The sequence below is a fragment of the Nonomuraea sp. NPDC050404 genome, from assembly GCF_040655495.1.
GTDB lineage: Bacteria > Actinomycetota > Actinomycetes > Streptosporangiales > Streptosporangiaceae > Nonomuraea.
Genome location: NZ_JBFAKB010000010.1, coordinates 211,419 through 236,293, shown reverse-complemented (window position 1 = coordinate 236,293; position 24,875 = coordinate 211,419). Strand labels below are relative to the sequence as shown.

Here is a 24,875-nt window from a genome sequence, read left to right as displayed (position 1 = left end):
ACGGATGGGGTCGCGGGATCGGGTGGAGGTGTTCGAGGAGCAGCGGGCACGGCTGTTCGGGCTGGCCTACCGGCTGCTCGGGTCCGCGGCCGAGGCGGAGGACATGGTGCAGGACACGTACCTGCGCTGGAGCGAAGCAGGGCCCGTCGAGGTGCCGGCGGCCTGGCTGGCCAAGGTCCTGACGAACCTCTGCCTGAGCCGGCTCGCCTCGGCCCGCGTGCGGCGGGAGAGCTACGTGGGGCCGTGGTTGCCGGAGCCGGTCCTCACCGCCGACGGCGCGCTCGGCCCGCTGGAGACCGCCGAGCAGCGCGAATCGGTGTCGCTGGGGCTGCTCGTGCTGCTGGAACGGCTGAGCCCGAGGGAGCGGGCGGTGTTCGTGCTGCGGGAGGCGTTCGGGTACGGCCACGCGGAGATCGGCGAGATCCTCGGCATCGAGGAGTCGCACTCGCGCCAGATCCACCGCCGCGCCAGGGTGCACGTCGGCGAGCCGCGCAAACGCTTCGACAGCGACCGCGAGCAACATCGGCGCATCGTCGCCGGCTTCCTCGCGGCCACCATGAACGGCGACGTCGCCACGCTCGAACGGCTGCTCGCCGCCGACGTGGCGGCCTGGGCGGACGGCGGCGGCACCACTGCGGCGCGGCGGCCCGTACGCGGGCGGGAGATGGTGGCGCGATACCTCCGGGGCCTCAGCGGACGCCCAGAAGCCGTGGGCGTGTCCATCGAGGTCGCCGAGGTCAACGGCGAGCCCGCGGTGCTGGTTCACGACCCGTCCGGTGACGCGCTGCTGGCGATCATCGCCGTGGAGATCGAAAACGGCCAGGTCGTCGCAGTCCGTACCATCGTGAACCCGGACAAGCTCGCCTACGCCACCGCCCAGCTCATGTGATCGGCGTCACGGCCCGCCGCTGTCACGGAACGTCCCGCTCGCTGGTTCAAGTGGGGACTCGACAGGACGGAGGAACCATGACGGACCACATCGTGGTGCTGGGAGCCGGGTACGCCGGGCTCGGGGCGGCCAAGCGGGCGGCCAAGAAACTGGGGCTTTCGGCAGCAGGGCGTCCCGGTGCGCAAGGGGCCGGTGTGCAACGGGCCGGTGTGCAACGGGCCGGTGTGCAGCGGGCCGGGGCGCGGGTGACGCTGGTCAACGCGGCCGACCGGTTCGTGGAGCGGGTGCGGCTGCATCAGGTCGCGGCCGGGGACCGGCTGTCCGGGCCGCCGCTGGCGGAGCTGCTCGCGGGGACCGGGATCGAGCTGGTGGTGGCCAAGGTGGTGGAAGTGGACGCGGCGGGGCGTACGGTACGGCTGGACGCGGCGCCGTACACGCTGGACTACGACGTGCTGGTCTATGCCCTGGGGAGTTGTTCGGAGCTGGATGCCGTGCCGGGGGTGCGCGAGCACGCGTACCCGCTGGCCACCGCAGAGGAGGCGGTCCTGCTGCGCGAGCGGGTGGCGCGGGCGGGAGCCGGTCCGGTGACCGTGGTCGGTGGCGGGCTGACGGGGATCGAGGTCGCGGCCGAGCTCGCCACCGTACGCCCGGAACTGCGCGTGGAACTGCTGGTGGGCGGGCGCGTCGGCCCGGGACTGTCCCCCAGGGCCCGCCGCTACCTGCACCGGACGTTCGCCCGCATGGGAGTCTCCGTACGGGAACACGCGCAGGTCGCCAAGGTCGGCCCGGACAGCGTACTGCTGGCGGGTGGGGAGGAGTCGCCCGCCGGAACCGTGGTCTGGACGGCCGGTTTCCGCGTTCCCGGGCTGGCCGCGGCGGCGGGCCTGGCCACCGACGGGCACGGCCGCATGCTGGTGGACCGGTCGTTGCGCTCGGTGTCACACCCCGAGGTGTTCGGCGTCGGCGACGCGGCCGTGGTGGACCGGCGCGACCGCTCGAACCGGATGTGCTGCCAGACGGCGCTGCCCCTGGGCCTGTACGCGGGCGAGGCGGTCGCCGACCTGGTGACCGGCCGCGAACCGCGCCGGGCCAGGTTCGGCTACGTCTGGCACAACATCAGCCTGGGCCGCCGCGACGGCCTCGTCCAGTTCACCCGCGCCGACGACAGCTCGATCGACGCCATCATGACCGGCCGCCCCTCGGCCGCGCTCAAGGAGTCCATCATCCGCGGCACCGTCTCGGTGATGCGCCACGCGGGCTGATCAAACCTCCGGCAGATGCCACGGCAGGATGACAGGGGAGGCCGGGAGATCCCCGGCGGCGAGCCGCGCCACCAGCGGCCCGAGCTCCCTCGGCACCACGGGCTCCTCGGCGGGCCCGGCCAGCTCCGCCGGCGTCCACCACTGGAACCGGTCGGTCGTCTCCCGCTCCTCCTCATCCATCCCCGAGGTGTCCACCGTCAGCCCGGCCACGCGCAACATGAAGTAGGAGTCGCGGGAGAAGAACCGCCGCCCGCCCTGCCTCCAGCCGCCCTCGCTGGTCGCCACCACCGGCCCGAGCACCTCGGGGGCCACGGCGTGCCCCAGTTCCTCCCGCAACTCCCTGGCCGCGGCCTGCCGCGCGCTCTCACCCGGGTCGATGCCCCCGCCCGGCGTGAACCAGGCGTACGGCTGGTCGTCCACCTGCACCAGCCGTCCCCGGTAGAGCAGGACCCGGTCGGCGGGGTCGATCAGCAGGACCCGGGCGGTCTCCCGCGCGATCACGCCGTCATCTCCGCGGTGATGGCCCAGCGCTCATGGTCCCGCCAGGCGCCGTTGATGTACTGGAAATTGGGTGAGAAGCCTTCGCGCTGGAAGCCGACGCGCTTGATCAGGTTGAGGGAGGCGGTGTTGGCGGGCTGGATGTTGGCCTCCAGGCGGTGCAGCTCCATCTCGCCGAACGCGTACCCGACCAGCAGCCCCAGACCCTCGGTCATGTACCCGCGGCCGGTCGTGGAGGCGTAGGCGGAGTAACCGATGATCGCGCTCTGGTGCGTGCCGCGGACGATGTTGTTGACGTTGACCCGGCCGACGATCGCGCCGGTGTCACGCAGGCAGATCAGGAACCCTTCGTGCAGCGGGCCGTCGAACCTGCCCATGTACCGCTCGAAGTCCTCGTACGTGGCGATGGGGGCGCCGGGCATCCACTGGGCGTGCAGCTCCGCGCTCTGCTCGTACAGCGGCGCGAGCTCCTCGTAGTCCCCCAGGCTGAGGTAACGGATGGCCACCCGCGGCCCTTCGGCAAGATTCATCACGCCGGACATTCTGCTGGCCATCCGTCACAGCGCCACGCTCGCCCGTCCCATTCGACGGTGAACGGCGTCGCGTACGGCAACGGCGCACCCCAGACCCGGCCACCCAGCCCGCACAGCGCGTGCAACCCGGTGGTCAGGCTGGCGACATGCCCGACCACGGCGACCGTCTCACCGGGGTGACCCCTCGCGATCGAGGTGAGCGCGGCGCTGACGCGAGCGGTCACCGCATGCCCGTCCTCACCGTCCGCCACCGCCTCGCCCAGCTCGCCGTCCACGATCCACGACCGCAGCACCTCGGCCGTACGCCTGCGAACCGCCGCACTCCTGGCCCCCTCCGCCTTCCCCAGCCCCACCTCCACCATCCCGGGAAGAAGCACCACGCGGTCGTCGAGGCCGAGCGTGCGGGCGACGATCTCGGCGGTCTGCCGGGCCCGGACGGCGGTGCTGGCATACACCCGCCCAACTCCTTCGCCCCGCAACCGCAGCCCGGACTCCTCGGCCTGCGCCCGCCCGCGCCCCGTCAGCTCCGCCATGGGCAGCGCCCCCGCGACACCACCCACCCCGTTCTCGGACTCCGCGTGCCGCAAGCACAGTAAGCGAACCGTCATACGGCAGACCCTAAGCGATCATGCTCGCGAGGTGACGCGCTGAGCGAGAACGCTCAAACCTTCCTGACGACGATCGAGTCGGGAACCAGCTTCTCGAGGTCGTCCACATCCGAGGTGAAGACGGTGACCTGCCCCTTCTGTCGTCGCGCGATGACGGCGAGCACCGCGTCGATCGTATACTTGTGCCCGTGCAGCTCGGCGTCGGCAAGGAGCCGGCGGGCCTGACGGGCCTCGTCCTTGCCGATGCCGGTGACATCGAGCCGGGAAAGCACCCAGTCCCAGCGCTGCTCGGTGATCCTTCCGTCATATGCCTCGACCACTGTCATCGGAGACGTCACCACCTCCGCCTGCCCCCGTGCCGCGAGGTCGAGTAGAGCGATCATCCTCCTGTCGCCCCGCACGGCCAGGGACAGGGCCTGGCAGTCGAGTACGAAGATCCTCAGCGGCGGCTGCCTCTGCTCACCGCTCCGCTTGCTCACGCGGCCTGCCCGCCGTCATGCTTCTTGTCGGCCTTCTTGCCGGCCTTCTTGTCGGCGCGGCGGCGCTCGTGTTCGGCGTCGAGGTCCTCCAGCTCCGCGAGCGCACCGGCGCGCTCCTCGTCGGTGACCGGGCCGTACTCTTCCTCCAGCCAGTTCACCAGGTCCAGCAGCCGGTCCCGGTCGCGCTTGAAGCGCAACGCCTCGGCGACATATGCCGACAGGCCCCGCTCGGCCGCATCCCCGCGGATCTCGTCGAGAAGTTCCTCAGGGATCGTCACCGTGATTTTCTTCGTCGCCATACTGGTCACCATACTTCAGGTGTTGTTCTCCTTACCATGGTCTTTCATGCGGCACAGCCGATCAGCTGAGGGCGAGCAGTTGGTGGAAGGCGGCGTTCAGGGTGGCGTCCGTGTCGGGGCCGGCTGGTTCCCGTGTGCGCCAGGCGACGAACCCGTCCGGTCGGATCAGCACCGCCCCGTTCTCGCCGATCCCGAACGTCCGTGCCGCCTCCTTCTCCCGATCGACCAGGTACGCGCCCTCGCCCGGCGGGAGGCCGTCGGCCAGCAGGTATGAAGTGAGCGGTACCCCATCCCGCCGAGCAACGAGGTCGGCGGCGTCGGTCCACGCGGCGCCGCCTGGGCCGGCCACCAGCACGAGTCCGTCGGCCCACAGGTCCACCGTGGAGACCTGCTTGCCGTTCCGCTCCAGCCACACGTGCGCGGCCCGGCTGCCGGGGCCGCCGCCGGGCCGGTGCGGGTCCTCGATGAGGTCGCCGGGGCCGTACCGGTAGCCGAAGGTCACCGCGAGCACGTCGAGCAGTTCGATCTCCGCCACCTCGGGTGGCAGGGCGGCGCCGAACCACTCCCGGCCCGTGGCCAGCGCCTGGTCCACGGTCAGTCGCGCGATCGGCCGCCGTTCGGCGTCGTAGGTGTCGAGGAGGGTGGGGGCCGCCCAGCCGCGCAGCACGTAGGCGAGCTTCCAGGCGAGGTTCGCGGCGTCCTGGATGCCGGTGTTGGCCCCGTACGCGCCCGACGGCGGCATGACGTGCGCCGCGTCCCCCGCCAGGAACACGCGCCCGGCCCGGAACGTGTCGGCCACGGCGGCGGTGCTCTCCCACGGAGAGACGTCCAGCGGCTCCACCGCCAGATCAGGGATGCCCGCTGCGGCCCTGGCCAGCTCAACGCACCTGTCCGGGGTGAACTGCGCGGCGCTCTCGCCCGCTTCCGGCCGATACTCGACGTTCAGCGAGAGCTTGTCGCCGACAACACGGACCATTCCTGAAAAATCGGGATTGTTTACCTGGCAGATGGCGAAGCGTCTGTCACGCAACGCGTCCTGCAGATCGGCCCGCACCATGATGCCGACGACGTGCTCCAGCACGCCGACCCCGCCGCGCCCGATGCCCAGCGTCGCCCGGACCGAACTGCCCGCCCCGTCCGCCGCGACCAGGTAGTCGGCCCGCACGGTCGTGCGCACGCCGGAGGCCCGGTCGGCCAGCACCGCGCAGACCCCGTCGGGGCCGTCCTCGAACGACTCCACCTCCACGCCGAACCGCAGGTCCGCGCCCAGCTTCTCGGCGTGCTCGCGCAGTACCGGCTCAAGCACGTCCTGGGACAGGACCGCGTCCGCGCAGGGGCTGAGGTCGGAGAAATCCGCCTGGGCGCCGCGGGCGTTGGGCGGGGCGAGCCACTGGTGGTTGGGGCTGGTCAGGCTCTCGGCCCAGAGCAGCCCGGTGCCGCTCAGCGCCCACGGCCCGGCCGCGCGCACCGCCTGCTCCACCCCGGCCGCCCGGAAGAACTCCATGGTACGGGCGTTGTAGCCGGGTGTACGCGGGTGGATGGACGTGCCGGGATGGCGCTCGGCCAGCACCACGTCAACGCCGTGCCGGCGCAGGAACAGGGCGGCCGACAGGCCGACCAGGCTGCCGCCGATGATCAGCACCTGGGTGCGTTCTCGTGACATGTCATCACTCCAATGACTCGAAGGCCGTCAGTAGCCGGCGGAGGTCCCTGGCGAGGTGGTCGTCGGCGCCTTCGGGCAGGGGCGGGCGTTCCACCATGCCGAGCACGAGATAGATGATCAGCGTCGCCGTGCCGTCCGCGTCGAGATCGGCGCGCACCCGCCCGTCGCGCTGCCCGCCGCGCAGCCAGTCGGCGATGGTGCCGTGCCAGTCCGTGTGCCAGGTGAGAAGCAGGGCCCGCAACGACTCGTCCTCGCGGGAGGCCCAGATCATCTCGTTGAGCAGCCGGAAGTGCCCCGGATCCGCGTCGGCGTGCCGGGCCAGCCCGTCGATCATCGTCGTCAGTGCCGCCAGGCCGTCGTCCCAGTCGGCGTCCAGCCGCAGCGGGGTGAGCATCTGTTGCCGGATCGTGTGCTCCAGCACGGCCTTGACCAGGTCGTTCTTGGTGGGGAAGTAGTAGTGCAGGGTCGCGACGGTGATGCCGGCCTCGGCGGCGACGTCCCGCGTACGGACCCCTTCGAGGCCGGAGCGCACCATGGCGCGGTAGCCCGCGGCGATCAGCCGATCGCGGCGTTCCTCCGCTCGTGGTCCTGGTTTGGCTCGCTTGACCGTCATGTGCCGCCGTCCTCGCTTTCTATCACTTGATAGAAAGTTAGCCGGAAGCTCGGAGCGGAGTCAATCAAATGATAGAAAAGTGGGCATGCTCATCGTCGTCGGCGGTCTCCCCGCGTCGGGCAAGACCACGCTGTCCCGCCTGCTGGCCAGCCACCTGGGCGCGGTACACGTGCGGATCGACACCATCGAACAGGCCATCGTCCGCTCCGGCCTGGCCCGCCAGCCCCTCGGCCCGGCCGGCTACATGGTCGGTTACGCCCTCGCAGGAGACCATCTCCGGCAGGGGCTGACGGTGATCGCGGAGTCGGTGAACCCGCTGACGGTCACCCGTGACGCGTGGCGGGAGACGGGGGAGAAGGCAGGTGTGCCGGTCGCCGAGGTGGAGGTGGTCTGCACCGACCCGGCCGAGCACCGGCGCCGCGTGACGACGCGCGTCCTCGACATCCCGGATCTGCGGCCGCCGGATTGGCAGCAGGTCGTCGATCGCGAGTACGAGCCCTGGGACCGCGACCACATCGTCATCGACACCGCCGGCCGGGCGCCGGAGGATTGCCTCGCGACCCTCCTCCGAGAGCTGACCCTGTAGCCGGCCCGCCTTCGGTTCGTTCCTGCCCGCGCCGAGCTGACTGACAGTTCCATCTTTTTGTGACGGATGCGTCGGAAGGGACGTTCGAGGCATGATGGTCATCGCAGGCATGCCGCGACGATCTTCAGGGAGCAGAGTCGATGACCATCCTCGAAATCCGTTACCAAGCGATCGAGGATTGCGCGGGAGCCGCACGGGGGGTGGTCAAGGAGCTGACGTACTCTGGCCAGCAGATCGACACCTCGGACCTGGGAGAGCTGGTCGGAGGGCTGACCGGATCCGACGCCTTCGGGCAGTTGCCAAAAGCCACGGATCTGGCCGAAGCTGTCAACTCGGTCGAGACGGCGCTCGGCCGCGAGTTCGAGGCCGCCCGTGGCAAGATCGAAGAGGTCGCCGGAGCATTGGACCAGGTGGAGAAGAACGTTCGCGCGGCAAACAAGGCCAGCACGGTGCCCGCGTAATGAACGAGAGCATGTTCTACGCCATCCTGCAGCAGATCGAAAGCGCCAGCCCCAGCGCGATCCGCGCCTTCGCCACCCGGTGGACATCGGCCGCGGAGAAGGCGGGTGGTGGGGCCGGTCGGCTCAATACGGCTGTCGGCAACGTCGACAGTGGCTGGAACGGGGACTCGGCCCAGGCGTTCGTCACCTACATGGGCCAGTACCACAAGGCGGGGCTCAAGCTTAAAGACGCGCTGACCAGCGTCTCGACGGCGCTCAACGACGTGGCCGGGACCGTGGAGACGGTGCAGGGCAAGTTCGCCACCATGCGCACAGAGGTGCAGGGGCTCACGGGACAGGACCGCACCAAGAAGATCCTGGAAGAACTCCTCCCCAAGGCCATGGACCTCGAAGGCCAGGTGAACAAGTCCGTGGCCACCGCCTTGAACACCATCAAGGAGCAGGTGGACAGCCATATGTCGGGCTTCGGGAAGATCGAGGCTCCCAGCAAACAGTCGTGGCAGCCATCGGACGGCCAGTCCGTCGGTTGGACGCCGGTCACCACGACGCCAACGGCACTCCAGAGCGGAAACGGGGGCAACCCCGGCGCTTCTCCCGCGTCGTACAACGGTGGCGGGGGCGATGGCCCGGGCCCGGCCGCAGGTGGCGGAGCTCCGCCGACGCCCCTGACATTCGCGCCGGGAACCGCCACAGGGGACAAGATCGTCGAGGCCGCGCGCACACACATCGGCAAGCCGTACGTCTGGGGCGCCAACGGGCCGAGCGCCTTCGACTGCAGCGGTCTCGTCTACTACGTGCTCAACCAGGCGGGCATCAAGATCGACGACACGACCGCCGCCGGATACCAGGCGACCGGCCAGCCGGTCTCGAATCCGCAGCCGGGCGACATGGTCTTCTTCGGCCAGCCCGCCAGCCACGTCGGCGTCTACATCGGCGACGGCAAGATGATCCACGCGCCCCGCCCGGGGTCCGACGTCGTAGAGGCGTCCGTGGCGGCCGACGGCCGATCCGTCAGCTACCGCCGCTTCACCGCCTGACACCCGCCACCCGTCCGGGGCGTGAACGGCGGCCCCGAGATCCCTGGCCCGCGCGCGCTGCGCCGCTTCATGCATGCCGTGCGGCTCGTGCGAAGACGGCGAGATCACCGAGGGCGTTGAACTCCGACGCGTCGGCACGTGGCTGGTCACATCGGGGCGGGGTTAGGCTCCCGGCCCGGGTCTTCGGTGTTCACCGCGGAGGAGGGCACTCCGAAGATCCGGTCGAAGGCCCAGTTGTAGGCGAAGGTGTAGAACGGCACGTACACGATGAACACCAGGTCGAGCAGGAAAGCCTGGAGCAGGGTGATCTCCAGCCACCAGGCGATGAGCGGGATGAGGGCGCAGACCAGGGTCGCCTGGAAGCCGACCGCGTGCAGCAAACGCCGGAACAAGGTGCGCGTGCGGTCGCGCCGGCGCCGTTCCCACGCCTCGAACAGGTAGGTGTAGGCGAGGTTCCACACCGTGGCCACGATGGTGATCGTGAGGGTCAGCGGACCAGTGGTGGCGGGCGAGGCGCCTGTCAGGAGGGCCATCACCGTGGTTCCCACGGCCATCCCGAGTCCCTCGTATCCGCCCACGTAGACCAGCTTGCGCTTGACGCCCTGCACCTCATCGCTCCTGTTTCGTCCGGCGGCGGGCATCAGCTAACTTCAGAGCGGTTGATGTGAAAAGTCGGATTCTTTCAGGAAAGCTGATAAGTAGATGGCTCTTTCCAGCGACGGCATCGAACTGTTCCTGGCCGTGGTGGACCACGGGTCCTTCTCAGGGGCGGCCCGCGCGCTGCGCCGGGTCCCGTCCGCCGTGAGCATGGGCATCGCCAACATCGAGGCCGAACTCGGATATCCCCTGTTCGACCGCTCCCGGCGCGAGGCGGTGCCCACCCCGCGCGCGCTGGCCCTCCTGCCGCACGCCAGGTCCATCGCCAGCAGACTGCTCCTGCTCCAGGTTCACGCCCAGGAACTGGGGCGGGATCTGGAAAGCGCCCTCACGGTGGCGGTCGCCGCGGGGACGGACGACCGCCGCCTGCTGGATGCCGTGGCCGAGGTCGGCGGCCGGCATCCGCTGCTGCGCGTGAACCTCGTCCGCGCGCCTCAGGACGAGGCCCGCGCCATGCTCCACGACGGCCGCGTCGATCTGGCGCTGGCGACCGGCTCCGAGCGGGTGGACCGGGAGGAGGCCCTGGCCAGGGTGGATGAGGAGATGTTCGTGGCGGTCGCGTCGGCCACCGCGGACACCTACGGGCTCTCGACCGGCCTGCGGCGGCTGGAGGATCTCAGTTCGAGCCGCCAGATCGTGGTGGCCGGGCCCGGAGATGAACTGACCGAACGGCGCCTGCTGGTGTCCGACGCCCGCTGGCACGTGGACACCGTCGAAGCCGCCTGCGGACTCGTCGAGCGCGGCGCGGGATGGGCCAACCTTCCGCTGAGCGCCGTACGCCCCCGTGCGGCGGCCGGGAAACTGCGCGTCCTGGAGTTCGACAACCTTGAGAACGGCGTTTCCATGCCCGTCCTGCTCATCTGGCTGCGCAGGAATCCGCTGCGCCGGGCCGCCGCCGAGATCATCGAGCTCATGCGCCCAGCCCTCGTCGCACCCGCGGATTGAAATCGACCTACGCGATCCGGTACGGGATTCAAACGGGCGGCGTGGCGAGTCTGCCGCGCCCGCCGGGTGACGGTCGTCGAGTGGCCACTCCATTGCGGCCAATCGCTCTGTACTCGTACGATCACCGTAAGCAATCGGTGAGGCAAGGGAGTGTCATGGGCGGGAAGCACGACGGCGGCAAGAAGAAGGATGAGCCGTTCAAGCCGGGCGAGCCGAACCCGGACGGGCGGCCCGGCGGCGGCCGGCATGGCGGCGGAGGCGGCGACGCGGGCGACGCCGGCGACGGCAAGGGCAAGGACGGCGGCGGCAAGTGACCGGCAGCGCAGCCGGGACCGAGGCGCTGATCGACGAGATCAGCGCCATCGTTCCGTGCAAGGCCCCGGTGCGGGCCGCGATGCGGGCCGTCCCTCGCGAGGAGTTCGTGCCGGCGCGCGGGTTGGCCGTCTTCGAGGACGGCGGCCCCCGCCTCATCGACCGCGAGCAGGCGCGGGCCGATTGGCTGAGCACGGTCTACAGCGACACCAGCATCGTCACCCAGCTTGATGACGGCGCCACCGAACTGAGCAAGGGCGTCGGCGACTACACGTCGTCGGCGTCGGCGCCCAGCACCGTGGCCAGTCTCCTGCACCGGCTGGACGTCGAAGCAGGTCACCATGTCCTGGAGGTCGGCACGGGCACCGGCTGGACGGCGGCCCTGCTGTCGCACCTGGTCGGCCAGCACGGCATGGTCACGTCGATAGAGGTGGACCAGGCGGTGGCGGCGCAGGCGTCCAAGAACCTGGCCGCCGTCGGCGTGCAGGCGAACCTGGTCACCGGTGACGGTGCCGAAGGCTACCCTCAGGCGGTGCCGTACGACCGCGTCCAGGCCACGTGCGGCATCAGAAACGTGCCGTACCCGTGGATCGAGCAGGCCCGGCCCGGCGCGGTGATCGTGATGCCGTACTGCCCCGGATTCGGCGACGGCCACGAGCTGCGTCTGGTCGTGACCTCGGACGGTGTGGCGCATGGCCGGTTCCCTGGCTACGCGAGCTACATGCTGATGCGTGCCCAGCGGCCCCTTACCGACGAGGCGGCCCGCAGCCCCGACGAAAAGCACTGGAAGACCACCCGGGTCGATCCCCGTACGGTCGCTTTCGCCTCACCCGGGGCGCACCTGGTCATCACGGCGTTGACCGGGCTGACGTCCGCGGAAGCGGCCGATCGGGATGAGGACGGCGAGCTGCATCGATTGTGGCTGTCCGATCCAGCCGTCCCGCACTCGTGGGGAACGGTGCAATGGCGGCCCGGCGCCGATGAATATGAGGTGTACCAGGTGGGTGACCGGCCTCTGTGGGACGAGGTGACGGAAGCCTATTTCCGGTGGGTGGCGTGGGGCGAGCCCGGCCGGAGCAGGTTCGGCATGACCGTCACCCGTGAAGGGCAACGGATCTGGCTGGATACGCCTGACAACCTGATCTGATCCCGGGCCTGGCCCGGCGCATGCTGTAAGCCCTCGTCCCCGAACGTCGGTGGTCTGTTACCCGGCGGGCGACGGTAAACGTAACGCAGCAAAAAGCCCCAGACCACCACTGTGATGGTGATCTGGGGCCTCGCTTGCCGTTCGGACTCGGGGCCCGGGACGGGTTTACCAGTCGCCGCCGCCGAAGTCTCCGCCACCGAAGTCGCCGCCGCCGCCGAAGTCGCCCCAGCCGCCGCCGGCGTCGCCGCCGCCCATGTCGCCGCCGCCGTCCGCGTAACCCTCCGCGTAGCCGGCGCCGTAACCGCCCATGCCCCAGCCGCCGCTGAGCATGCTGCCCATCATGGTGCCGATGAACATGCCGGTCATGATGTCGCCGAAGCCGCCGTAGTAGCCGTAGGCGTAAGGCTGGTAGGCAGGGCCCGCGTCGTAGTAGGGCCTGCGCTCGCCGTTGACCATGACCTCGCGCATCTGCGGGTCGAAGCCGCGCTCCACGGCCTCGGCGTCGCTCTTGCAGGCGGGCACGTCGCGCACCGCGCCGTTGGGCGGGGCCCAGCGGACGTCGCGGACGGACGGGCCGTGCTGCGGGTTGAAGAAGCAGGGCGCGCGCCGCTCGGGCACGGGCTCCTTGTTGACCTTGGCCTTCACGACGGCCAGCGAGTAGCGGCCGTCCTCCAGGGTGCCGGTGACCTCGCGCACCTGGTCGGCGCGCTCGACGGCGTTGAGCTGCGTCTTGGCCTTCTCGTAGGAGTCGAGCGCCGCCTGCCACTCCTCGATGTGGCCGCCGCCCTGGCCTTCCAGCGTCACGTCGACGTCGAGAGCGGTGATCTCCTCACCGAACTTGGTGACGTCCTCCTCCACGGTCTGCTTGACCGCGGCCAGGTCCTTGGCGTCCTGGATGGCCTTCTTCTTCTTTTTGTTGCTGGAGTAGAGGAAGTAGCCGCCACCGCCGACCACGACCAGCGCGCCGAGGGCGATCAGCGCGGCGGTGCCGCCCGCGCCCGGGTTGGCCTGGCTGTCAGGGGTGAGCGCGGACCTCTTGCCCGCGACGGCCATGTCCACGCGGTTGGAGAAGTCCTTCATGACGGCCACGACGTCGCCAGGGTTGGCGTTGACCGCGAGAGTGGTCAGTTCGGCGGCCACGCCGGACCGCTTGATGGAGCTCGATGCCGCGAACAGGTTCGTGCCGTCGATGACGGCGACCGTCACCCGCGGGCGGCCCGCGTCCTTCAAAGCGGTGCCGAGCTGGTTCATGTAGGGCGCAATGCTGGAGTTGTCCACCGTGCCGTCGGGCAGAGCCACAGCGTAGATCTTGCTGTCCGCGCCCTTCAGCGCGTCATTGATCTCGCTCTGCTGGTCCGATGACAACGTGGCGCCGGACGCCACATAAAGCGGGGCCTTCTTCCATTCGGACACCACCGTGTTGGCATCCGGGGGAGCCGCCGCGTGAGCGGCAGGGGACAGCGCAAGAACGACGATTAGACCGGCGATCAGAGCCGCGATCGCGGCCCCTGCTCGGCGCAGCGAATGGGTCATTGGCAGCAAGCCTCCTTCGCCCAAGAGGACGAATGGGCGGTCGGCAAAGTTCCTCAATGGGCACGCTACCTGTCCGGAGACGCCCAGGCGCACATCGTGGCGCAAGAGCTGCCATCGGTTGTGCGCGGGAGCGGTCGGCTGCCGGTAAAGGGGCTGTCACGCGAGGTGCAAGCCCCCTTCTCACGTGTCCTTGATCTCGCAGATGGTCGCGCCGGACGTGACCGTCTGCCCGACCGCCGCCGTCAGCCCCGTGATGGTGCCTGACTTGTGCGCGGCCAGCGGCTGTTCCATCTTCATGGCCTCCAGTACGACGACCGTGTCGCCCTCGTTCACCGCGTCGCCGTCGGCGGCCACGACCTTGACGATCGTGCCCTGCATCGGGCTGACCAGGGCGTCCCCGCCGGCCACGGACTGTTTCGCCTTGCCGCCGGTCCGCCTGGGCGCCTTGTTCGCGGCGGGCGTAGCGACGGAACCGCCCAGGCCGGCCGGCAGGACGACCTCCAGCCGCTTGCCCCCGACCTCCACCGTCACCGTCTCACGCGCGGGAGCCTCCGAGGAGGAGGCGTCCTCCCCGTCGTACGGAGGCACCGGGTTGTCCCACTCCGTCTCGATCCACCGCGTGTGTACGGAGAACGGCGCCCCGGCGAAGGCCGGATCGGCGACCACGGCCCGGTGGAACGGCAACACGGTGGGCATCCCGGTGATCTCGAACTCGGCCAGCGCCCGCCGAGAGCGCTCCAGCGCCTCCTGGCGCGTCCGACCGGTCACGATCAGCTTGGCCACCAGCGAGTCGAACGTCCCGGGAACCGTCATGCCCGCCTCGTACCCGGCGTCCAGCCGCACCCCGGGCCCCGACGGCGGGCGCAGGGTGGTCAGCGTGCCGGGGGCGGGCAGGAAGTTGCGCCCGGCGTCCTCGGCGTTGATCCGGAACTCGATCGAATGGCCGCGCAGCACGGGATCGCCGTAGCCCAGCGGCTCGCCGTCGGCGATTCTGAACATCTCCCGTACGAGGTCGATCCCCGAGACCTCCTCGGTGACCGGGTGCTCGACCTGCAGCCGGGTGTTGACCTCCAGGAAGGAGATCGTGCCGTCCTGGCCGACGAGGAACTCGCAGGTGCCCGCCCCGACGTAGCCGGCCTCCTTGAGGATGGCCTTGGAGCCGGCGTACAGGATCTCCATCTGCTCGGGGGACAGGAACGGCGCGGGCGCCTCCTCCACCAGCTTCTGGTGGCGGCGCTGCAGCGAGCAGTCCCGGGTGCTGACGACGACCACGTTGCCCTCGCGGTCGGCCAGGCACTGCGTCTCGACGTGGCGGGGGCGGTCGAGATAGCGCTCCACGAAGCACTCGCCGCGCCCGAACGCGGCCACCGCCTCGCGCACGGCCGACTCGTACAGCTCGGCGACCTCTTCGAGGCGGCGGGCGACCTTGATGCCGCGCCCGCCGCCGCCGTACGCGGCCTTGATCGCGATCGGCAGCCCGTGCTCCTCGGCGAACGCCACCACCTCGGCCGCGTCCGCCACCGGGTCCTTGGTGCCCGCGACCAGCGGCGCGCCCACCTTCTGGGCGATGTGCCTGGCCCGCACCTTGTCGCCGAGCGCGGCGATGGCGGCCGGCGGCGGGCCGATCCAGGTCAGGCCCGCGTCGAGGACGGCCTGGGCGAAGTCGGCGTTCTCGGCCAGGAAGCCGTAGCCGGGGTGCACGGCGTCGGCGCCGGAGCGGCGCGCGATGTCGAGCAGCTTGCCTATGTCGAGGTAGGTCTCGGCCGGGGACTGCCCGCCCAGCGCGTACGCCTCGTCGGCGAGTCTGGCGTGCAGGGCGTCGAGGTCCTGGTCGGCGTAGACCGCCACGCTGCCGATCCCGGCGTCCTGGCACGCGCGGGCCACCCGTACGGCGATCTCGCCGCGATTGGCGATCAGAACCTTTCGCACCTGCCTGTGTCCTTCCCTCAAGGGTTCAGCGGCCCAGGTACGCGCCGCCGTTCACATGTAGTACTTGCCCGGTGACGTGCCCGGCACCGGGTGAGGCCAGAAAGAGAACAGTATCCGCCACGTCGGCGGGACTGCCGGGGCGGCCGTTGCGGGTGTTCTCCACCCGCGCCTTGACGCCCTCCTCGGTCAGGCGGCCCCTGAAGAACTCGGTGTCCACGACGAGGCCGGGGGAGACGACGTTCGCGGTGATGCCGCGGGGGCCGAGTTCGGCGGCCAGGTCGGCGCTCCAGGATTCCATGGCGGCCTTGGCGGCGCCGTACGAGCCGGAGCCCGTGCCGCGCGCGGCGATGGAGCCGATCGAGACGACCCGGCCGCCGTCGGCGAGGCGCGGGGTCAGCGCGGTCGTCATGAGCACGGCGGACATGAGGTTGGCGTTGAGGTTGGCCCACCACGCCTCGGCCACGTCCATCAGGTCGGCCGGCTGCCTGCGGTCCAGGTTGGTGTTGCCGCCGGCGTTGTTGACCAGCACGTCCACCCGTTCCGGCAGGCTGTCGAGCGCCTCGCGCACGGCTACGGGGCTGGCGGCGTTGAAGGCCACGGAGGAGGCGCCCAGCCTGGCGGCGGCCTCGTCCAGCACCTGCTCGCGGCGGCCGGTGATCGTGACGTGGTCGCCGAGCGAGACGAAGGCCGCGGCGATCGCGTAGCCGATGCCCGTCCCGCCCCCGGTCACCACCACCTCGCGCATGAGCCCCCCAGGTGATCCGAACGATCCTCGGGTAGACCATAGCCGCTCGGCATAACGGCGGCGACGCCCGGTGGGCCTTCCCTAGTGTGAGGGCGCTTTCACAGGTTCCAGGAGGTAGACCATGGGTCAGAGCATGCTCGGCGGCAACCCGCAGGAAATGACGCAGATGTCCGCCCAGTTCAAGCAGCAGTCAGAAGCGCTGCGCAACACGACGACCGCGCTGGACCGCGAGGCCGCCAAGGTCGGCACGGCGTGGACCGGTACCGGCGCGACGCGTTTCCAGCAGGCATGGCAGAACTACCGTACGGCCTTCCATCGCATGACCGAGGAGCTGAACGAGGCTGCCCGGGTCATCGACACCTACCGGCAGAACATCGAGTCCGCCACGCAGTGATCAAGGGAACGGGGCCCTGGCGATCGCTGGGGCTTCTTCCGTCGAGGCGCCGGGCGGACTCGACCCAGGTGACGCGGTCTTGAGGGGATTCCGAGCAAATTGTCGGTTAACTTGTCAAAGTGGTAGGCCGGAACACCTGATGCGTATGTGACCTATGCGGTTAAATGTCCTCTAATCATGACGCTAGGCCGCAAAGGACTGTCTCGGTGGAAGAGGACTCCTCCCAACCTCAGCGGATCGGGGGCCACGAGGTCACCGGCCAGCTGGCCGAAGGGCCGCGCGGGCCGGTCCTGCTCGCTCGCGAGTCCGACGACGCGCCCCCGGTGGTCATCAAGACGCTGACCGCCGACCCGGGTTTCGTGGACAGGCTCAAGAGTCTCGCCGACGTGTCCGGCTCGCACCTGGCCCGTACCCTCGACGCCGGTGTCGATGACGGCACGGCGTACGTGATCAGGGAGTACGTCGAGGGCCGCTCGCTCGCCGACGCCGTCGCGGCCGACGGCCCGCTGACCGGCGACGCGCTGGAGCGGGTCGCCGTGGACACGCTGACCGCGCTGACCGCCGTCCACCTGGCCGGGTTCGCGCACGGCGGCCTCACGCCGTGCAACGTGATTCTGACCGGCGAGGGACTGCGGGTCACCGACATCGGGCTCGGCCATCCGGTCGGCGAGATCGGCTTCCGGGCGCCCGAGCGGCTCAACGGGCAGCCGTACGGGCCGCACGCCGACGTCTTCGCCTGGGCCGCCACCGTGGTGTTCGCCGCCACGGGGGCCGCGCCGTTCCGGCACGAGAAGCAGAGCGTGCTGAACGAGGAGCCCGACGTCGCCGCGGTGCCCGAACCGCTGCGGCAGGTGGTGCTGGACGGGCTGGCCAAGGACGCGGCGCGGCGGCCGACGACGTACATGGCGCTGCTGAAGCTGCTCGGCCACTCCGGCGACTCCCTGCCCGCGATGCAGGAGGCGCCGGTCGAGCAGCCCACGGTGGTGGAGGGTGTGCCGCCGCAGGCCGGCGGGCCGTCGGGGCCGGGAGCTCAGGTGCCGCCCGGGATCCTGCCGATCCAGTTGCCGATCGCGGGCGCTCAGATGCCCCAGATGCCGCCTCCGCAGCCGGCCATGGGCGCTCCCGCGGCCCCGACGCCACCGTCTCCCCAGCCCGGTCCGATGGGACCCGGTCCGATGGGTCCGGTTCCGGTGGGGCCGGGGGCGATGGGGGCCGCGTCGGAAGCCGAGATGTGGGGGCCTCCGCCCGGCCCGGACCAACAGCCGTCCTGGGGACCTCCGCCCGGTCCCGGCCCGCAGCAGAACGCCTCTTGGGGGCCTCCGCCCGGTCCTGGCCCGCAGCAGAACGCCTCTTGGGGGCCTCAGCCCGGCCAAGGACCGCAGCAAGCTCAGCCCGGCCAAGGGCCGCCGCAGGGCCCGAACATGGGACATCCGCCCCACGTCGTGCCCGGCCAGGACGGAGCACGGCAGCACAAGCCGTTCCCCATCGGCCTCGTGGCGGGCATGACCGCCGTCGTGCTCCTGGCGGGCCTCGGCCTGTGGGGCGCGAACCAGTACTCCGACACGGTCAACTTCTCGCCGATCGCCGCGGCGACGACGCAGGCGGCCCCCCAGCAGCAGGGGGACGCCTCCTCCGCGCTGGGCAGCGACAACACGGGCGCGGGCGTCCCCACGCAGGCGCAGGGCGAGGTGACCGCCCCGTGGGCGACTTCGCCCGGCCAGCAGAACAACGAGGTCGGCCCGATGACGCTGCCGACCGACGACCCGGCGACCACGGCGGGCGAGTTCACGACGGTGCCCACGCCGCCCACCCCCGCGCCGGTTCCGACGCAGCCGGTGCCGGTCGTCCCCACCGCGCAGCCCACGGTCACGGTGAGCCAGAAGGCTCGGGCCACACCCACGAAGAAGCCGGAGCGTACGAAGAAGCCCGAGCCCACGGTCACGGTGACCAAGACGTCGGAGCCCACCAAGACGCCCCAGCCGACGCCGACGAAGACCACGCAGGAGCCGGAGCCGACGCCGACGAAGACGACCGCTAAGCCGAAGCCGACTCCGACGCCGACCAAGACCACGGAGAAGCCCAAGCCGACGCCGACCAAGACGAGCGCGCCTCCCGTGAAGAACCCCTACTCCGCGACCCAGGTGTGCGGTGGAGGCTTCTCGGTCCAGCGGTCTAGCTCGTTCGAGGGCGGCACCACGTACCAGCTCTGGAACAACAGCACGAGCCAGAACTGCGTGGTCACCATCAAGTCGGGTGCGAACGTCGGCAAGAAGACCCCGGTCAGCGCGACGCTTGAGGTGCAGGGCGGCAGCAGCAAGACCGACTCCGGCAACTTCGACTACTACGCGGGCCCGGTCAAGCTGACCGCCAAGGGCAAGTGCGTTCGTTACTCCGGCAGCGCCGGTTCGGGGAACACGAGCGAAGGATGGGCGAATTGCGGCTAGTGTTCGCCACCCGCCCGGCTCCACGGGGACGCGGGCTCGCCTGCGTCCTCCTGGCGAGCCTGCTCACTCTGGGCGCCGCCGCGGCCCCCGCGGCGGCGGCCCCCAAGGAGTGCAAGCCCAAGAAGGGCACGATGCAGCTGCCGGCCAGCGAGCCGTGGGCGCAGAAGCGGCTCGACATCAAGAGCGCCTGGCAGCTGACCAGGGGCGCGGGGGTGAAGGTGGCCGTGATCGACAGCGGCGCCGACTACCACCCGCAGGTCCAGATCACCAAGATCATCGACGAGACGCACGAGGGACACCGCGGCGACTGCGTGGGCCACGGCACGGCCGTCTCGGGCATCATCGGCGCCCGTCACCTGTCCGGTGTGCCCTTCCACGGAGTCGCGCCGGAAGCCTCGATCGTCATGGTCAAGCAGAGCAACGGCTCCGAAGGTGACATCAACAAGCTCATCAGCGGCATCAACGACGCGATCGCGGAGAAGCCCGACGTCATCAACATCTCCGTGCGGGCCGCCGACCACTCCCAGCTCAGAGCGGCCGTGCAGCGGGCGCTGGCCGCCGACATCGTGGTGGTCGCCGCCGCGGGGAACGTGACCGGCCCCGACGACCAGGACGTGCCCGCCTATCCGGCGGCCTACGAGGGCGTGCTGGCCGTGGGTGCGGCCACGCCCGACGGCAGGCGCGCCGACTCCTCCAACGCCGCCACGCCGGTCGGCGTGCTCGGCCCCGGCACCGACATCACCGCCCCCTGGACCGGCCGCGCCTACATGCGCGGCCTTGAGGGCACAAGCTTCGCATCGCCGTACGTGGCAGGCACCGCCGCCCTGGTCCGGGCCCGTTTCCCGCATCTCGACCAGGAGCAGGTACGGCGGCGCATCATCGGCACCGCCGACGGCCCCGCCGGAGCGGGCACCGGGACGGGCATGGTCAACCCGCTGCTCGCGCTGACGGCCGTGATGCCGTACGAGAACGGCAGCGCGCCCGTGGTCGCCGAGCGGCCCCCCAGCGCGCTGCCGGCCACGGCCATCGCCAAGGTGCCGCCGCGTGACGAGGGCGCGATCGGCATCGCCATGGGGATGGGGACCGGAGTGATGATGACGATCATGTTGGCCGGTGCGCTCGCGCTGCTCATCCCGCTGGGCCGGCGCAGGGGATGGCGGCCGGGAAACGCGGTCTCAAGATCGTAGGCCGGCGATGTGTCAATAAAGATCGAAATTACTGATTCATTTGTGACAGATGATGCATAACTTCGCATTGAACATCAATGCTTGAAGGGACAGAGATGCACCCCCTGCAGCCCGGTGATCCGGCGAAGCTGGGCGCGTACGACCTCACGGGACGCCTGACCGAGGGGCCGCGCGGCGTGGCCTATCTCGGCAAGGAATCCGACGACGCGCCGATTCGCGTGATCAAGTTGTTGCCTCCCGTTTCTGATGCCCGAGAGGACGACATCGCCCGGCTCACCGGTGCGCAGCGCGTCTCGAGTTCGTATGTCGCCAGGACGCTGGACACCGGCGAACACGGGGACCGGCTGTACGTCGTGCGCGAGCACGTACTCGGCCACAGTCTCGCCGAGGTCGTGAGCCATGACGGCCCGCTGGACGCCGACGCCCTCGAACGGGTGGCGGTGGGCACGCTCACCGCGCTGACCGCCGTGCACCTGGCCGGGGTCACGCATCGCGGGCTGACCCCGAACAACATCATCATGGGCGCCGAGGGTCCCCGGATCACCGACCTCGATCTCGGCGACCCCGTCGGCGAGCCGGCCTACCGTTCGCCGGAGCAGTTGCAGGGGCTGTCCTACGGCCCGTACGCCGACGTGTACTCCTGGGCCGCGACGATGGTGTTCGCGGCCACCGGCCGGCCGCCGTTCGGCCAGGACGACGAGGCGGGGGCGGCCGGGGAGCCCGACGTGGGCGATCTGGCCGAGCCGCTGCGCCGAGTGGTGCTGTCGGCCCTGGCCAAGGACGTCGGGCAGCGGCCAACCACGTACATGGCGCTGCTGCAACTCCTCGGGGACAAGAGCGGCGCGGCCGCCGGGGCCGTCGCCCGGAAATCGTCCTCGCAGCCGGGGGCCACGATCGTGGGCGTGCCCGTCGCGGGCACGCCGGCGCAGGGGATGCCGGCCGCCGATGAGGCGACCGTGAACTGGGCGCAGTTCGCGCGCGGGCTGTCCGTGCCCGCGCAGCAGGCCTGGCAGCCGCCCGCCACGCTTGAGGGGGCGCAGGGCCCCGGGCCTGCCCAGATGCAGGGCCCGCCACCGGTTCCGCCGGCGCAGGGAATGTCGCCGATCCAGGACCCGCCGCCGATGTACGGCCCGCCCCCGGCGCAGGCGGCGCCGATGGAGGGTGTGACGCTGCCGCCGGCCGCCCCCATGTGGCAGGCGCCGGCCGACCAGGCCCCGCATCAGTCGCCCGTGGTCGGGCAGACCGTGTCGGACCGCCCGGCCCGCAAGTTCCCCATGGGCCTGGCCGCCGCGGTCGGCGCGCTGGCGCTGCTGTCCGCGGCGGGGTTGTGGGGCGCGGGTCAGTACGCCGCCACGCAGAAGTTCGAGGTCGTGGCGGCCGCGGCGGAGACCTCGGCCCCGAGCACCGCGCAGGAGGGCGGCGGAAACGGGGCGGGCGTCCAGCAGCCGGTCCAGAGCCAGCCCCAGCAGAGCCAGGCCGAGGTGACCGTGCCGTGGGGGCAGACGTCCGGCACCGACACCAAGGACGTGGGCCCGATGGAGCTGCCGAAGGAGTGGACCTCGCAGCCGCCCACGCCACCCGAGTTCAGCACGGTGCCGTCGCCGGCGCCCACCACTCTCGCGCCCGTCGCGCCGCCGACGGTGACCGCGGCGCCGACCGTCACAGTGCCGCAGCCCACCACCCAGGCCACGGTGACCGTGACGCCCACGCCCACCCCGCCGGAGCGCGAGCACGTGAGCGTGCTCGGCGGGACCGAACCTCCGCCGACCCCCACCCCGTCGGCCTCCTCCAGCGGCGAGGGGAGCCCCGGCCCCACGGTCACGGTGACCGTGACTCCGTCGGATGATCCGTTCGACCCGCAGCAGCCGGACAGCCCGGAGCCGACGCAGGAGCCCTCCAATCCTGCGCCGCCGGACCAGAACGGCGGCAGCAGCCACACGTCGGCCCGGATCTGCGGGCCGGGGTACACCATGGCCGATTCCCGGCGGTTCGCGAGCGGCGGGATCTTCCTGCTCGTCAACCGTGAGAGCGCCATGGCCTGCGCGGTCACGCTGAAGGGCGTGGAGCTGGGCAAGAAGACCGGCGTGAGCGTGCAGATCGGCACGGGGGGCGGTGCCCCGCAGCAGATGAATGTCGCGCACGAGTTCTACGCGGGACCGGTCAGGGTTTCTCTCAAGGGCGGCAAGTGCGTCCAGTACTCCGGCAGCGTCGGCTCCACCGGAACCCAGGGCTCCAAGTGCTTCTGACGACGAGCTGAAACGAGCGAACCCCCCGCACATCGCGGGGGGTTTCGTTTTTGCGCGGGTTGCGCCCGCGGTCCACTTTGTGTGGGTTGCGCCCGCGATCCACGCGCAGGCCAGGCCGGAAGGCCGGTCTCACATGGGCAGGCCGTTCATCAGTTCGTCCTTGGCCGCCGAGGCGGCCTCCTCGGCCTGGGCGACGGCGGCCGTGATCTCATCGGCGAGGCGGCGCGCGTCCAGCCGCTTCCTGCTCATCGGATGGATCTCCAGCTCGATCAGGGTGCCGAGCGCGTCGGTCCTGGCCACGATGCGGCCGTCGTCGGCCCGGCCGACGAACTGGCGCGCGCTCCACTCGGCCGCCTTCTCCTCGGCCCGCCTGCCCGCGGCCACGATGGCCTCCAGGCGGTCCATCAGCTCCTGCATCTCCGACGACGACACGGCTCAGCCCTCCCGCAGCACGCGCTGGATGTGCGGCGCCAGCGGGTCGCCGCCCGGCACGGCCGGGTCGGTGCCGGCCAGGCTCTCGGTGATCTCGGTCAAGCGGTCGCCCATCGCGGCCTTGGCCGCGCCGATGGCCTCTTTGACCGCCGCCGCCAGCTCGACGTGGTCGAGGCCGTCCAGCTTGCGCGAGTCGATGTTCAGGCGGAGCAGCCTGCCCTCGCCGGAGACCGTGGCGGTGACGACACCGCGGGCGTCGGCGCCGTCCATGCGTTCGCGGGCCAGCTCGTCCATCGTGGCGCTCAGCGTGGTGGTCCAGGCGCTGATCTCGCGTACGAGGCCGGCGACGTCGCCCTCCCTGCCCTGGAGGAAGGCGTTGATCTCTCTCACACGGTCCCCTTCGGCTGCCAGTTGCCCTTGTCCTCGATCTTGTCCGTGAGGTTGAGGTCACGTTGGCCCTGCTCCGGCTTACCGGAGTTGTAGAAGGCCCCCAGCAGGTCGTTGAGCTTCAGCTCCAGCTTGTTCAGCTCGCCTTCGTTGGTGACGTAGATGTCGGCGAACTGCTTGAGCAGGTTGCCGAGCGCACCGCTGAAGACGCCGATATAGGTCCACAGCGCCGCCCGCCCGACGGGGTGCGCGCTCATGCCGGCCAGGGCCTTGAAGATGGGCGCCGAGCCGGCGTAGAGGCCGAGCACCGACGCGTCGTACTCGGCGACCTCCTTGAACTGCGACTGCATCGCGCCGCTCATGTCGTCGCTGACCTTGCCGAGCTGGCTGAACAGGCCGTTGACGTTGAATCGGATGTACTGCTGGAGCGTCTCCGCCGCGTCGCCCTTCCAGTTCTCGGTGACGTTGCCGAAGTAACCTCGCCACAGGTTGGACCTGTTGCCCTCCAGTGAGCCCGACATCTCCTTCCAGGTGTCGCGCCTGGCGGAGAAGAGGAACGGGTTGCCCAGGTTGAGCGTGGCGGCCACGTCCAGGGCGAGCGCGCCCGCGCCGAGCCCGGACATCGTCATCGCCTGGCGGGTGGGCTGGCGAAGGACGTTCATCTGCCCGATCAGACGCCGGTAGAAGCCCGGGTCGGTACGCGCCTTGACCGGCGTCACCTGGACGGTGTTGGTCACCGCGCCGCTCTTGTTGGTCAGGAAGAGCTGCTGCGAGCCCGTCGGGGTGGTGCTCTGGCCGGGCAGGATGAGCTTCGGCGGCTGGTTGGAGGGGGTCGACATCGAGATCCTTGTCAGTTCGGACGCTCGGCGGCCCGGTAGTTCTGCGCCGCCTTGGTCACCTTGTCGCTGTCTGCCTTGAGAACGTTCTGCAGGATGCCCGCGCTGTCCTTCCAGGTGTCGGAGATGCGGTTGAAGCGGCTCACGAACATCAGGCCGACGATGGGCACACCTGCGAGGGGAGCCAGGTCCATGCCGTCGAACCGGGGGGTGTGCTCCTTGAGCTGGCTCACGCCCTGGGCGGTGCCGCTCATGGTCCCGGCGAACCGGTCGATGGAGCCGGCCTGCATCTCATACCCGGAACGGTTCTTGCCGCCGCCGCTAGGACCTCCGTTGCCGGGGTTCTTGGGTGTGGACGGGCTGGGGTTCCCCGTGGGCCGCATCGTCGGCGGCAGGCACACCGGTGGCGGGCACTTGGGCGTGTGCGGGCACGGGCTGACCACCGTCTCCGTCACCGTCGGCCGGGGAGTGGGCGAGGTCGTCGGAGGAGTAGGGCTCGTGGACGGCGTCGGCGTCGTGCTGGGCGGAGGCGTCGTGCTGGGCGGAGGCGTGGTGCTGGGCGGAGGCGTGGAGCTGGGCGTAGGCGTGGGCGTCGGTGTTGCACTGGGCGTCGGGCTGGCCGTCGTGCTGGGAACCGGCGAAGAGGACGGGTTCGACACCCAACATTTTTATCACCGGAACCGCCATTAAGTCGCCTTTTGGGCCCCTTATGGTGCTATGCGAAATAATTCATTTTCTCGTCACTTATAGTTT

At 70.5% G+C, this 24,875-nt stretch carries 28 protein-coding genes; 13 read left to right on the top strand and 15 right to left on the bottom strand.

Translation table 11 applies throughout. The features are described 5' to 3' along the window. Positions 1-4: 4 nt before the first annotated feature. Both sigJ and AB0I81_RS28115 read left to right on the top strand, forming a co-directional pair. Entirely contained in the window at positions 5-889 is an 885-nt protein-coding gene (sigJ, locus tag AB0I81_RS28120) for an RNA polymerase sigma factor SigJ (protein ID WP_360662375.1), read from the top strand. A gap of 77 nt (positions 890-966) precedes the next feature. Continuing rightward, positions 967-2,151 carry an FAD-dependent oxidoreductase gene (locus AB0I81_RS28115; RefSeq protein WP_360662372.1) on the top strand — a complete coding sequence of 395 codons (1,185 nt, stop codon included), beginning with the start codon at positions 967-969 and terminating at the stop codon, positions 2,149-2,151. On the opposite strand, the gene AB0I81_RS28110 is transcribed toward AB0I81_RS28115, so the two are convergent. The 7 genes from AB0I81_RS28110 to AB0I81_RS28080 all read right to left on the bottom strand — a co-directional run bounded on the left by AB0I81_RS28110 (position 2,152) and on the right by AB0I81_RS28080 (position 6,844). Further along, entirely contained in the window at positions 2,152-2,652 is a 501-nt protein-coding gene (locus AB0I81_RS28110) for an NUDIX domain-containing protein (protein WP_360662369.1), read from the bottom strand. Continuing rightward, positions 2,649-3,179, bottom strand: coding sequence for a GNAT family protein (locus tag AB0I81_RS28105; protein WP_360662792.1), 531 nt, complete (start codon positions 3,177-3,179; stop codon positions 2,649-2,651). The genes AB0I81_RS28110 and AB0I81_RS28105 overlap by 4 nt, the downstream gene beginning before the upstream one ends. Further along, on the bottom strand, positions 3,179-3,790 hold the full coding sequence (locus AB0I81_RS28100; RefSeq protein WP_360662366.1) for a histidine phosphatase family protein: 612 nt from the start codon (positions 3,788-3,790) through the stop codon (positions 3,179-3,181). Before AB0I81_RS28100 ends, AB0I81_RS28105 begins: the two co-directional genes overlap by 1 nt. 53 nt (positions 3,791-3,843) lie before the next feature. Then, positions 3,844-4,269: a hypothetical protein gene (locus tag AB0I81_RS28095; RefSeq protein WP_360662362.1), complete on the bottom strand. Its 426-nt coding sequence runs from the start codon at positions 4,267-4,269 to the stop codon at positions 3,844-3,846. Then, positions 4,266-4,568: a CopG family transcriptional regulator gene (locus tag AB0I81_RS28090; protein WP_360662360.1), complete on the bottom strand. Its 303-nt coding sequence runs from the start codon at positions 4,566-4,568 to the stop codon at positions 4,266-4,268. The genes AB0I81_RS28095 and AB0I81_RS28090 overlap by 4 nt, the downstream gene beginning before the upstream one ends. 61 nt (positions 4,569-4,629) lie before the next feature. Beyond that, a complete protein-coding gene (locus AB0I81_RS28085; protein ID WP_360662357.1) occupies positions 4,630-6,231 on the bottom strand; it encodes an FAD-dependent monooxygenase in 1,602 nt (533 codons plus the stop codon). Positions 6,232-6,235: 4 nt separating this feature from the next. Then, a complete protein-coding gene (locus tag AB0I81_RS28080) occupies positions 6,236-6,844 on the bottom strand; it encodes a TetR/AcrR family transcriptional regulator (protein ID WP_360662354.1) in 609 nt (202 codons plus the stop codon). Positions 6,845-6,929: 85 nt separating this feature from the next. Here AB0I81_RS28080 and AB0I81_RS28075 point away from each other — a divergent pair, with 85 nt between their 5' ends. From AB0I81_RS28075 to AB0I81_RS28065, 3 genes are all read left to right on the top strand, one after another. Further along, positions 6,930-7,430 (top strand): AAA family ATPase, encoded by a 501-nt coding sequence (locus AB0I81_RS28075; RefSeq protein ID WP_360662351.1) that lies wholly within the window; start codon positions 6,930-6,932, stop codon positions 7,428-7,430. A 140-nt stretch (positions 7,431-7,570) separates the two neighbouring features. Further along, on the top strand, positions 7,571-7,891 hold the full coding sequence (locus AB0I81_RS28070) for a hypothetical protein (protein ID WP_360662348.1): 321 nt from the start codon (positions 7,571-7,573) through the stop codon (positions 7,889-7,891). Continuing rightward, positions 7,891-8,928, top strand: coding sequence for an NlpC/P60 family protein (locus AB0I81_RS28065; protein ID WP_360662345.1), 1,038 nt, complete (start codon positions 7,891-7,893; stop codon positions 8,926-8,928). The genes AB0I81_RS28070 and AB0I81_RS28065 overlap by 1 nt, the downstream gene beginning before the upstream one ends. 146 nt (positions 8,929-9,074) lie before the next feature. On the opposite strand, the gene AB0I81_RS28060 is transcribed toward AB0I81_RS28065, so the two are convergent. Beyond that, positions 9,075-9,536, bottom strand: a complete 462-nt coding sequence (locus tag AB0I81_RS28060) for a PACE efflux transporter (protein WP_360662342.1) — start codon at positions 9,534-9,536, stop codon at positions 9,075-9,077. A 94-nt stretch (positions 9,537-9,630) separates the two neighbouring features. On the opposite strand from AB0I81_RS28060, the gene AB0I81_RS28055 reads away from it, so the two are divergent. The 3 genes from AB0I81_RS28055 to AB0I81_RS28045 all read left to right on the top strand — a co-directional run bounded on the left by AB0I81_RS28055 (position 9,631) and on the right by AB0I81_RS28045 (position 11,989). After that, on the top strand, positions 9,631-10,530 hold the full coding sequence (locus tag AB0I81_RS28055; RefSeq protein WP_360662341.1) for a LysR family transcriptional regulator: 900 nt from the start codon (positions 9,631-9,633) through the stop codon (positions 10,528-10,530). A gap of 155 nt (positions 10,531-10,685) precedes the next feature. Next, positions 10,686-10,844, top strand: a complete 159-nt coding sequence (locus AB0I81_RS28050) for a hypothetical protein (protein WP_360662338.1) — start codon at positions 10,686-10,688, stop codon at positions 10,842-10,844. After that, on the top strand, positions 10,841-11,989 hold the full coding sequence (locus AB0I81_RS28045; protein ID WP_360662335.1) for a methyltransferase domain-containing protein: 1,149 nt from the start codon (positions 10,841-10,843) through the stop codon (positions 11,987-11,989). Before AB0I81_RS28050 ends, AB0I81_RS28045 begins: the two co-directional genes overlap by 4 nt. Positions 11,990-12,154: 165 nt before the next feature. Here AB0I81_RS28045 and AB0I81_RS28040 read toward each other — a convergent pair whose 3' ends face one another. The 3 genes from AB0I81_RS28040 to AB0I81_RS28030 all read right to left on the bottom strand — a co-directional run bounded on the left by AB0I81_RS28040 (position 12,155) and on the right by AB0I81_RS28030 (position 16,196). Continuing rightward, positions 12,155-13,522, bottom strand: a complete 1,368-nt coding sequence (locus AB0I81_RS28040; protein ID WP_360662332.1) for a hypothetical protein — start codon at positions 13,520-13,522, stop codon at positions 12,155-12,157. Between the two features lie 180 nt (positions 13,523-13,702). Next, positions 13,703-15,451, bottom strand: a complete 1,749-nt coding sequence (locus tag AB0I81_RS28035) for a biotin carboxylase N-terminal domain-containing protein (RefSeq protein ID WP_360662329.1) — start codon at positions 15,449-15,451, stop codon at positions 13,703-13,705. A 25-nt stretch (positions 15,452-15,476) separates the two neighbouring features. Continuing rightward, positions 15,477-16,196 carry an SDR family oxidoreductase gene (locus AB0I81_RS28030; protein ID WP_360662326.1) on the bottom strand — a complete coding sequence of 240 codons (720 nt, stop codon included), beginning with the start codon at positions 16,194-16,196 and terminating at the stop codon, positions 15,477-15,479. Between the two features lie 121 nt (positions 16,197-16,317). Here AB0I81_RS28030 and AB0I81_RS28025 point away from each other — a divergent pair, with 121 nt between their 5' ends. The 4 genes from AB0I81_RS28025 to AB0I81_RS28010 all read left to right on the top strand — a co-directional run bounded on the left by AB0I81_RS28025 (position 16,318) and on the right by AB0I81_RS28010 (position 22,467). Next, positions 16,318-16,590 (top strand): WXG100 family type VII secretion target, encoded by a 273-nt coding sequence (locus AB0I81_RS28025; RefSeq protein WP_360662323.1) that lies wholly within the window; start codon positions 16,318-16,320, stop codon positions 16,588-16,590. Positions 16,591-16,796: 206 nt separating this feature from the next. Then, on the top strand, positions 16,797-19,034 hold the full coding sequence (locus AB0I81_RS28020) for a serine/threonine-protein kinase (RefSeq protein ID WP_360662320.1): 2,238 nt from the start codon (positions 16,797-16,799) through the stop codon (positions 19,032-19,034). After that, positions 19,034-20,221, top strand: coding sequence for a S8 family serine peptidase (locus AB0I81_RS28015; protein WP_360662790.1), 1,188 nt, complete (start codon positions 19,034-19,036; stop codon positions 20,219-20,221). The genes AB0I81_RS28020 and AB0I81_RS28015 overlap by 1 nt, the downstream gene beginning before the upstream one ends. A 95-nt stretch (positions 20,222-20,316) precedes the next feature. After that, entirely contained in the window at positions 20,317-22,467 is a 2,151-nt protein-coding gene (locus AB0I81_RS28010) for a hypothetical protein (RefSeq protein ID WP_360662317.1), read from the top strand. Positions 22,468-22,596: 129 nt separating this feature from the next. On the opposite strand, the gene AB0I81_RS28005 is transcribed toward AB0I81_RS28010, so the two are convergent. From AB0I81_RS28005 to AB0I81_RS27990, 4 genes are read right to left on the bottom strand one after another with little or no spacing between them, the layout of a single operon-like run. Further along, the gene (locus AB0I81_RS28005) at positions 22,597-22,899 is read right to left on the bottom strand and encodes a YbaB/EbfC family nucleoid-associated protein (RefSeq protein WP_360662314.1); all 303 of its coding nucleotides are present in this window, start codon (positions 22,897-22,899) and stop codon (positions 22,597-22,599) included. Between the two features lie 3 nt (positions 22,900-22,902). Beyond that, positions 22,903-23,289, bottom strand: coding sequence for a YbaB/EbfC family nucleoid-associated protein (locus AB0I81_RS28000; protein WP_360662311.1), 387 nt, complete (start codon positions 23,287-23,289; stop codon positions 22,903-22,905). After that, a complete protein-coding gene (locus AB0I81_RS27995; RefSeq protein ID WP_360662308.1) occupies positions 23,286-24,125 on the bottom strand; it encodes a hypothetical protein in 840 nt (279 codons plus the stop codon). Before AB0I81_RS27995 ends, AB0I81_RS28000 begins: the two co-directional genes overlap by 4 nt. Before the next feature lie 11 nt (positions 24,126-24,136). Then, positions 24,137-24,412: a hypothetical protein gene (locus AB0I81_RS27990; protein WP_360662305.1), complete on the bottom strand. Its 276-nt coding sequence runs from the start codon at positions 24,410-24,412 to the stop codon at positions 24,137-24,139. A 43-nt stretch (positions 24,413-24,455) separates the two neighbouring features. Here AB0I81_RS27990 and AB0I81_RS27985 point away from each other — a divergent pair, with 43 nt between their 5' ends. Then, the gene (locus AB0I81_RS27985) at positions 24,456-24,812 is read left to right on the top strand and encodes a hypothetical protein (protein ID WP_360662303.1); all 357 of its coding nucleotides are present in this window, start codon (positions 24,456-24,458) and stop codon (positions 24,810-24,812) included. The last annotated feature ends 63 nt before the right edge of the window (positions 24,813-24,875 follow it).

Excerpts from the sequence above, each read along its gene's own strand:
- sigJ (WP_360662375.1), top strand. The coding sequence starts at position 5 with ATGGGGTCGCGGGATCGGGTGGAGGTGTTCGAGGAGCAGCGGGCACGG.
- AB0I81_RS28115 (WP_360662372.1), top strand. The coding sequence starts at position 967 with ATGACGGACCACATCGTGGTGCTGGGAGCCGGGTACGCCGGGCTCGGG.
- AB0I81_RS28105 (WP_360662792.1), bottom strand. The coding sequence starts at position 3,179 with ATGAATCTTGCCGAAGGGCCGCGGGTGGCCATCCGTTACCTCAGCCTG.
- AB0I81_RS28100 (WP_360662366.1), bottom strand. The coding sequence starts at position 3,790 with ATGACGGTTCGCTTACTGTGCTTGCGGCACGCGGAGTCCGAGAACGGG.
- AB0I81_RS28090 (WP_360662360.1), bottom strand. The coding sequence starts at position 4,568 with ATGGCGACGAAGAAAATCACGGTGACGATCCCTGAGGAACTTCTCGAC.
- AB0I81_RS28085 (WP_360662357.1), bottom strand. The coding sequence starts at position 6,231 with ATGTCACGAGAACGCACCCAGGTGCTGATCATCGGCGGCAGCCTGGTC.
- AB0I81_RS28080 (WP_360662354.1), bottom strand. The coding sequence starts at position 6,844 with ATGACGGTCAAGCGAGCCAAACCAGGACCACGAGCGGAGGAACGCCGC.
- AB0I81_RS28075 (WP_360662351.1), top strand. The coding sequence starts at position 6,930 with ATGCTCATCGTCGTCGGCGGTCTCCCCGCGTCGGGCAAGACCACGCTG.
- AB0I81_RS28070 (WP_360662348.1), top strand. The coding sequence starts at position 7,571 with ATGACCATCCTCGAAATCCGTTACCAAGCGATCGAGGATTGCGCGGGA.
- AB0I81_RS28065 (WP_360662345.1), top strand. The coding sequence starts at position 7,891 with ATGAACGAGAGCATGTTCTACGCCATCCTGCAGCAGATCGAAAGCGCC.
- AB0I81_RS28055 (WP_360662341.1), top strand. The coding sequence starts at position 9,631 with ATGGCTCTTTCCAGCGACGGCATCGAACTGTTCCTGGCCGTGGTGGAC.
- AB0I81_RS28050 (WP_360662338.1), top strand. The coding sequence starts at position 10,686 with ATGGGCGGGAAGCACGACGGCGGCAAGAAGAAGGATGAGCCGTTCAAG.
- AB0I81_RS28040 (WP_360662332.1), bottom strand. The coding sequence starts at position 13,522 with ATGACCCATTCGCTGCGCCGAGCAGGGGCCGCGATCGCGGCTCTGATC.
- AB0I81_RS28030 (WP_360662326.1), bottom strand. The coding sequence starts at position 16,196 with ATGCGCGAGGTGGTGGTGACCGGGGGCGGGACGGGCATCGGCTACGCG.
- AB0I81_RS28025 (WP_360662323.1), top strand. The coding sequence starts at position 16,318 with ATGGGTCAGAGCATGCTCGGCGGCAACCCGCAGGAAATGACGCAGATG.
- AB0I81_RS28010 (WP_360662317.1), top strand. The coding sequence starts at position 20,317 with ATGCACCCCCTGCAGCCCGGTGATCCGGCGAAGCTGGGCGCGTACGAC.
- AB0I81_RS27995 (WP_360662308.1), bottom strand. The coding sequence starts at position 24,125 with ATGTCGACCCCCTCCAACCAGCCGCCGAAGCTCATCCTGCCCGGCCAG.
- AB0I81_RS27990 (WP_360662305.1), bottom strand. The coding sequence starts at position 24,412 with ATGCAGGCCGGCTCCATCGACCGGTTCGCCGGGACCATGAGCGGCACC.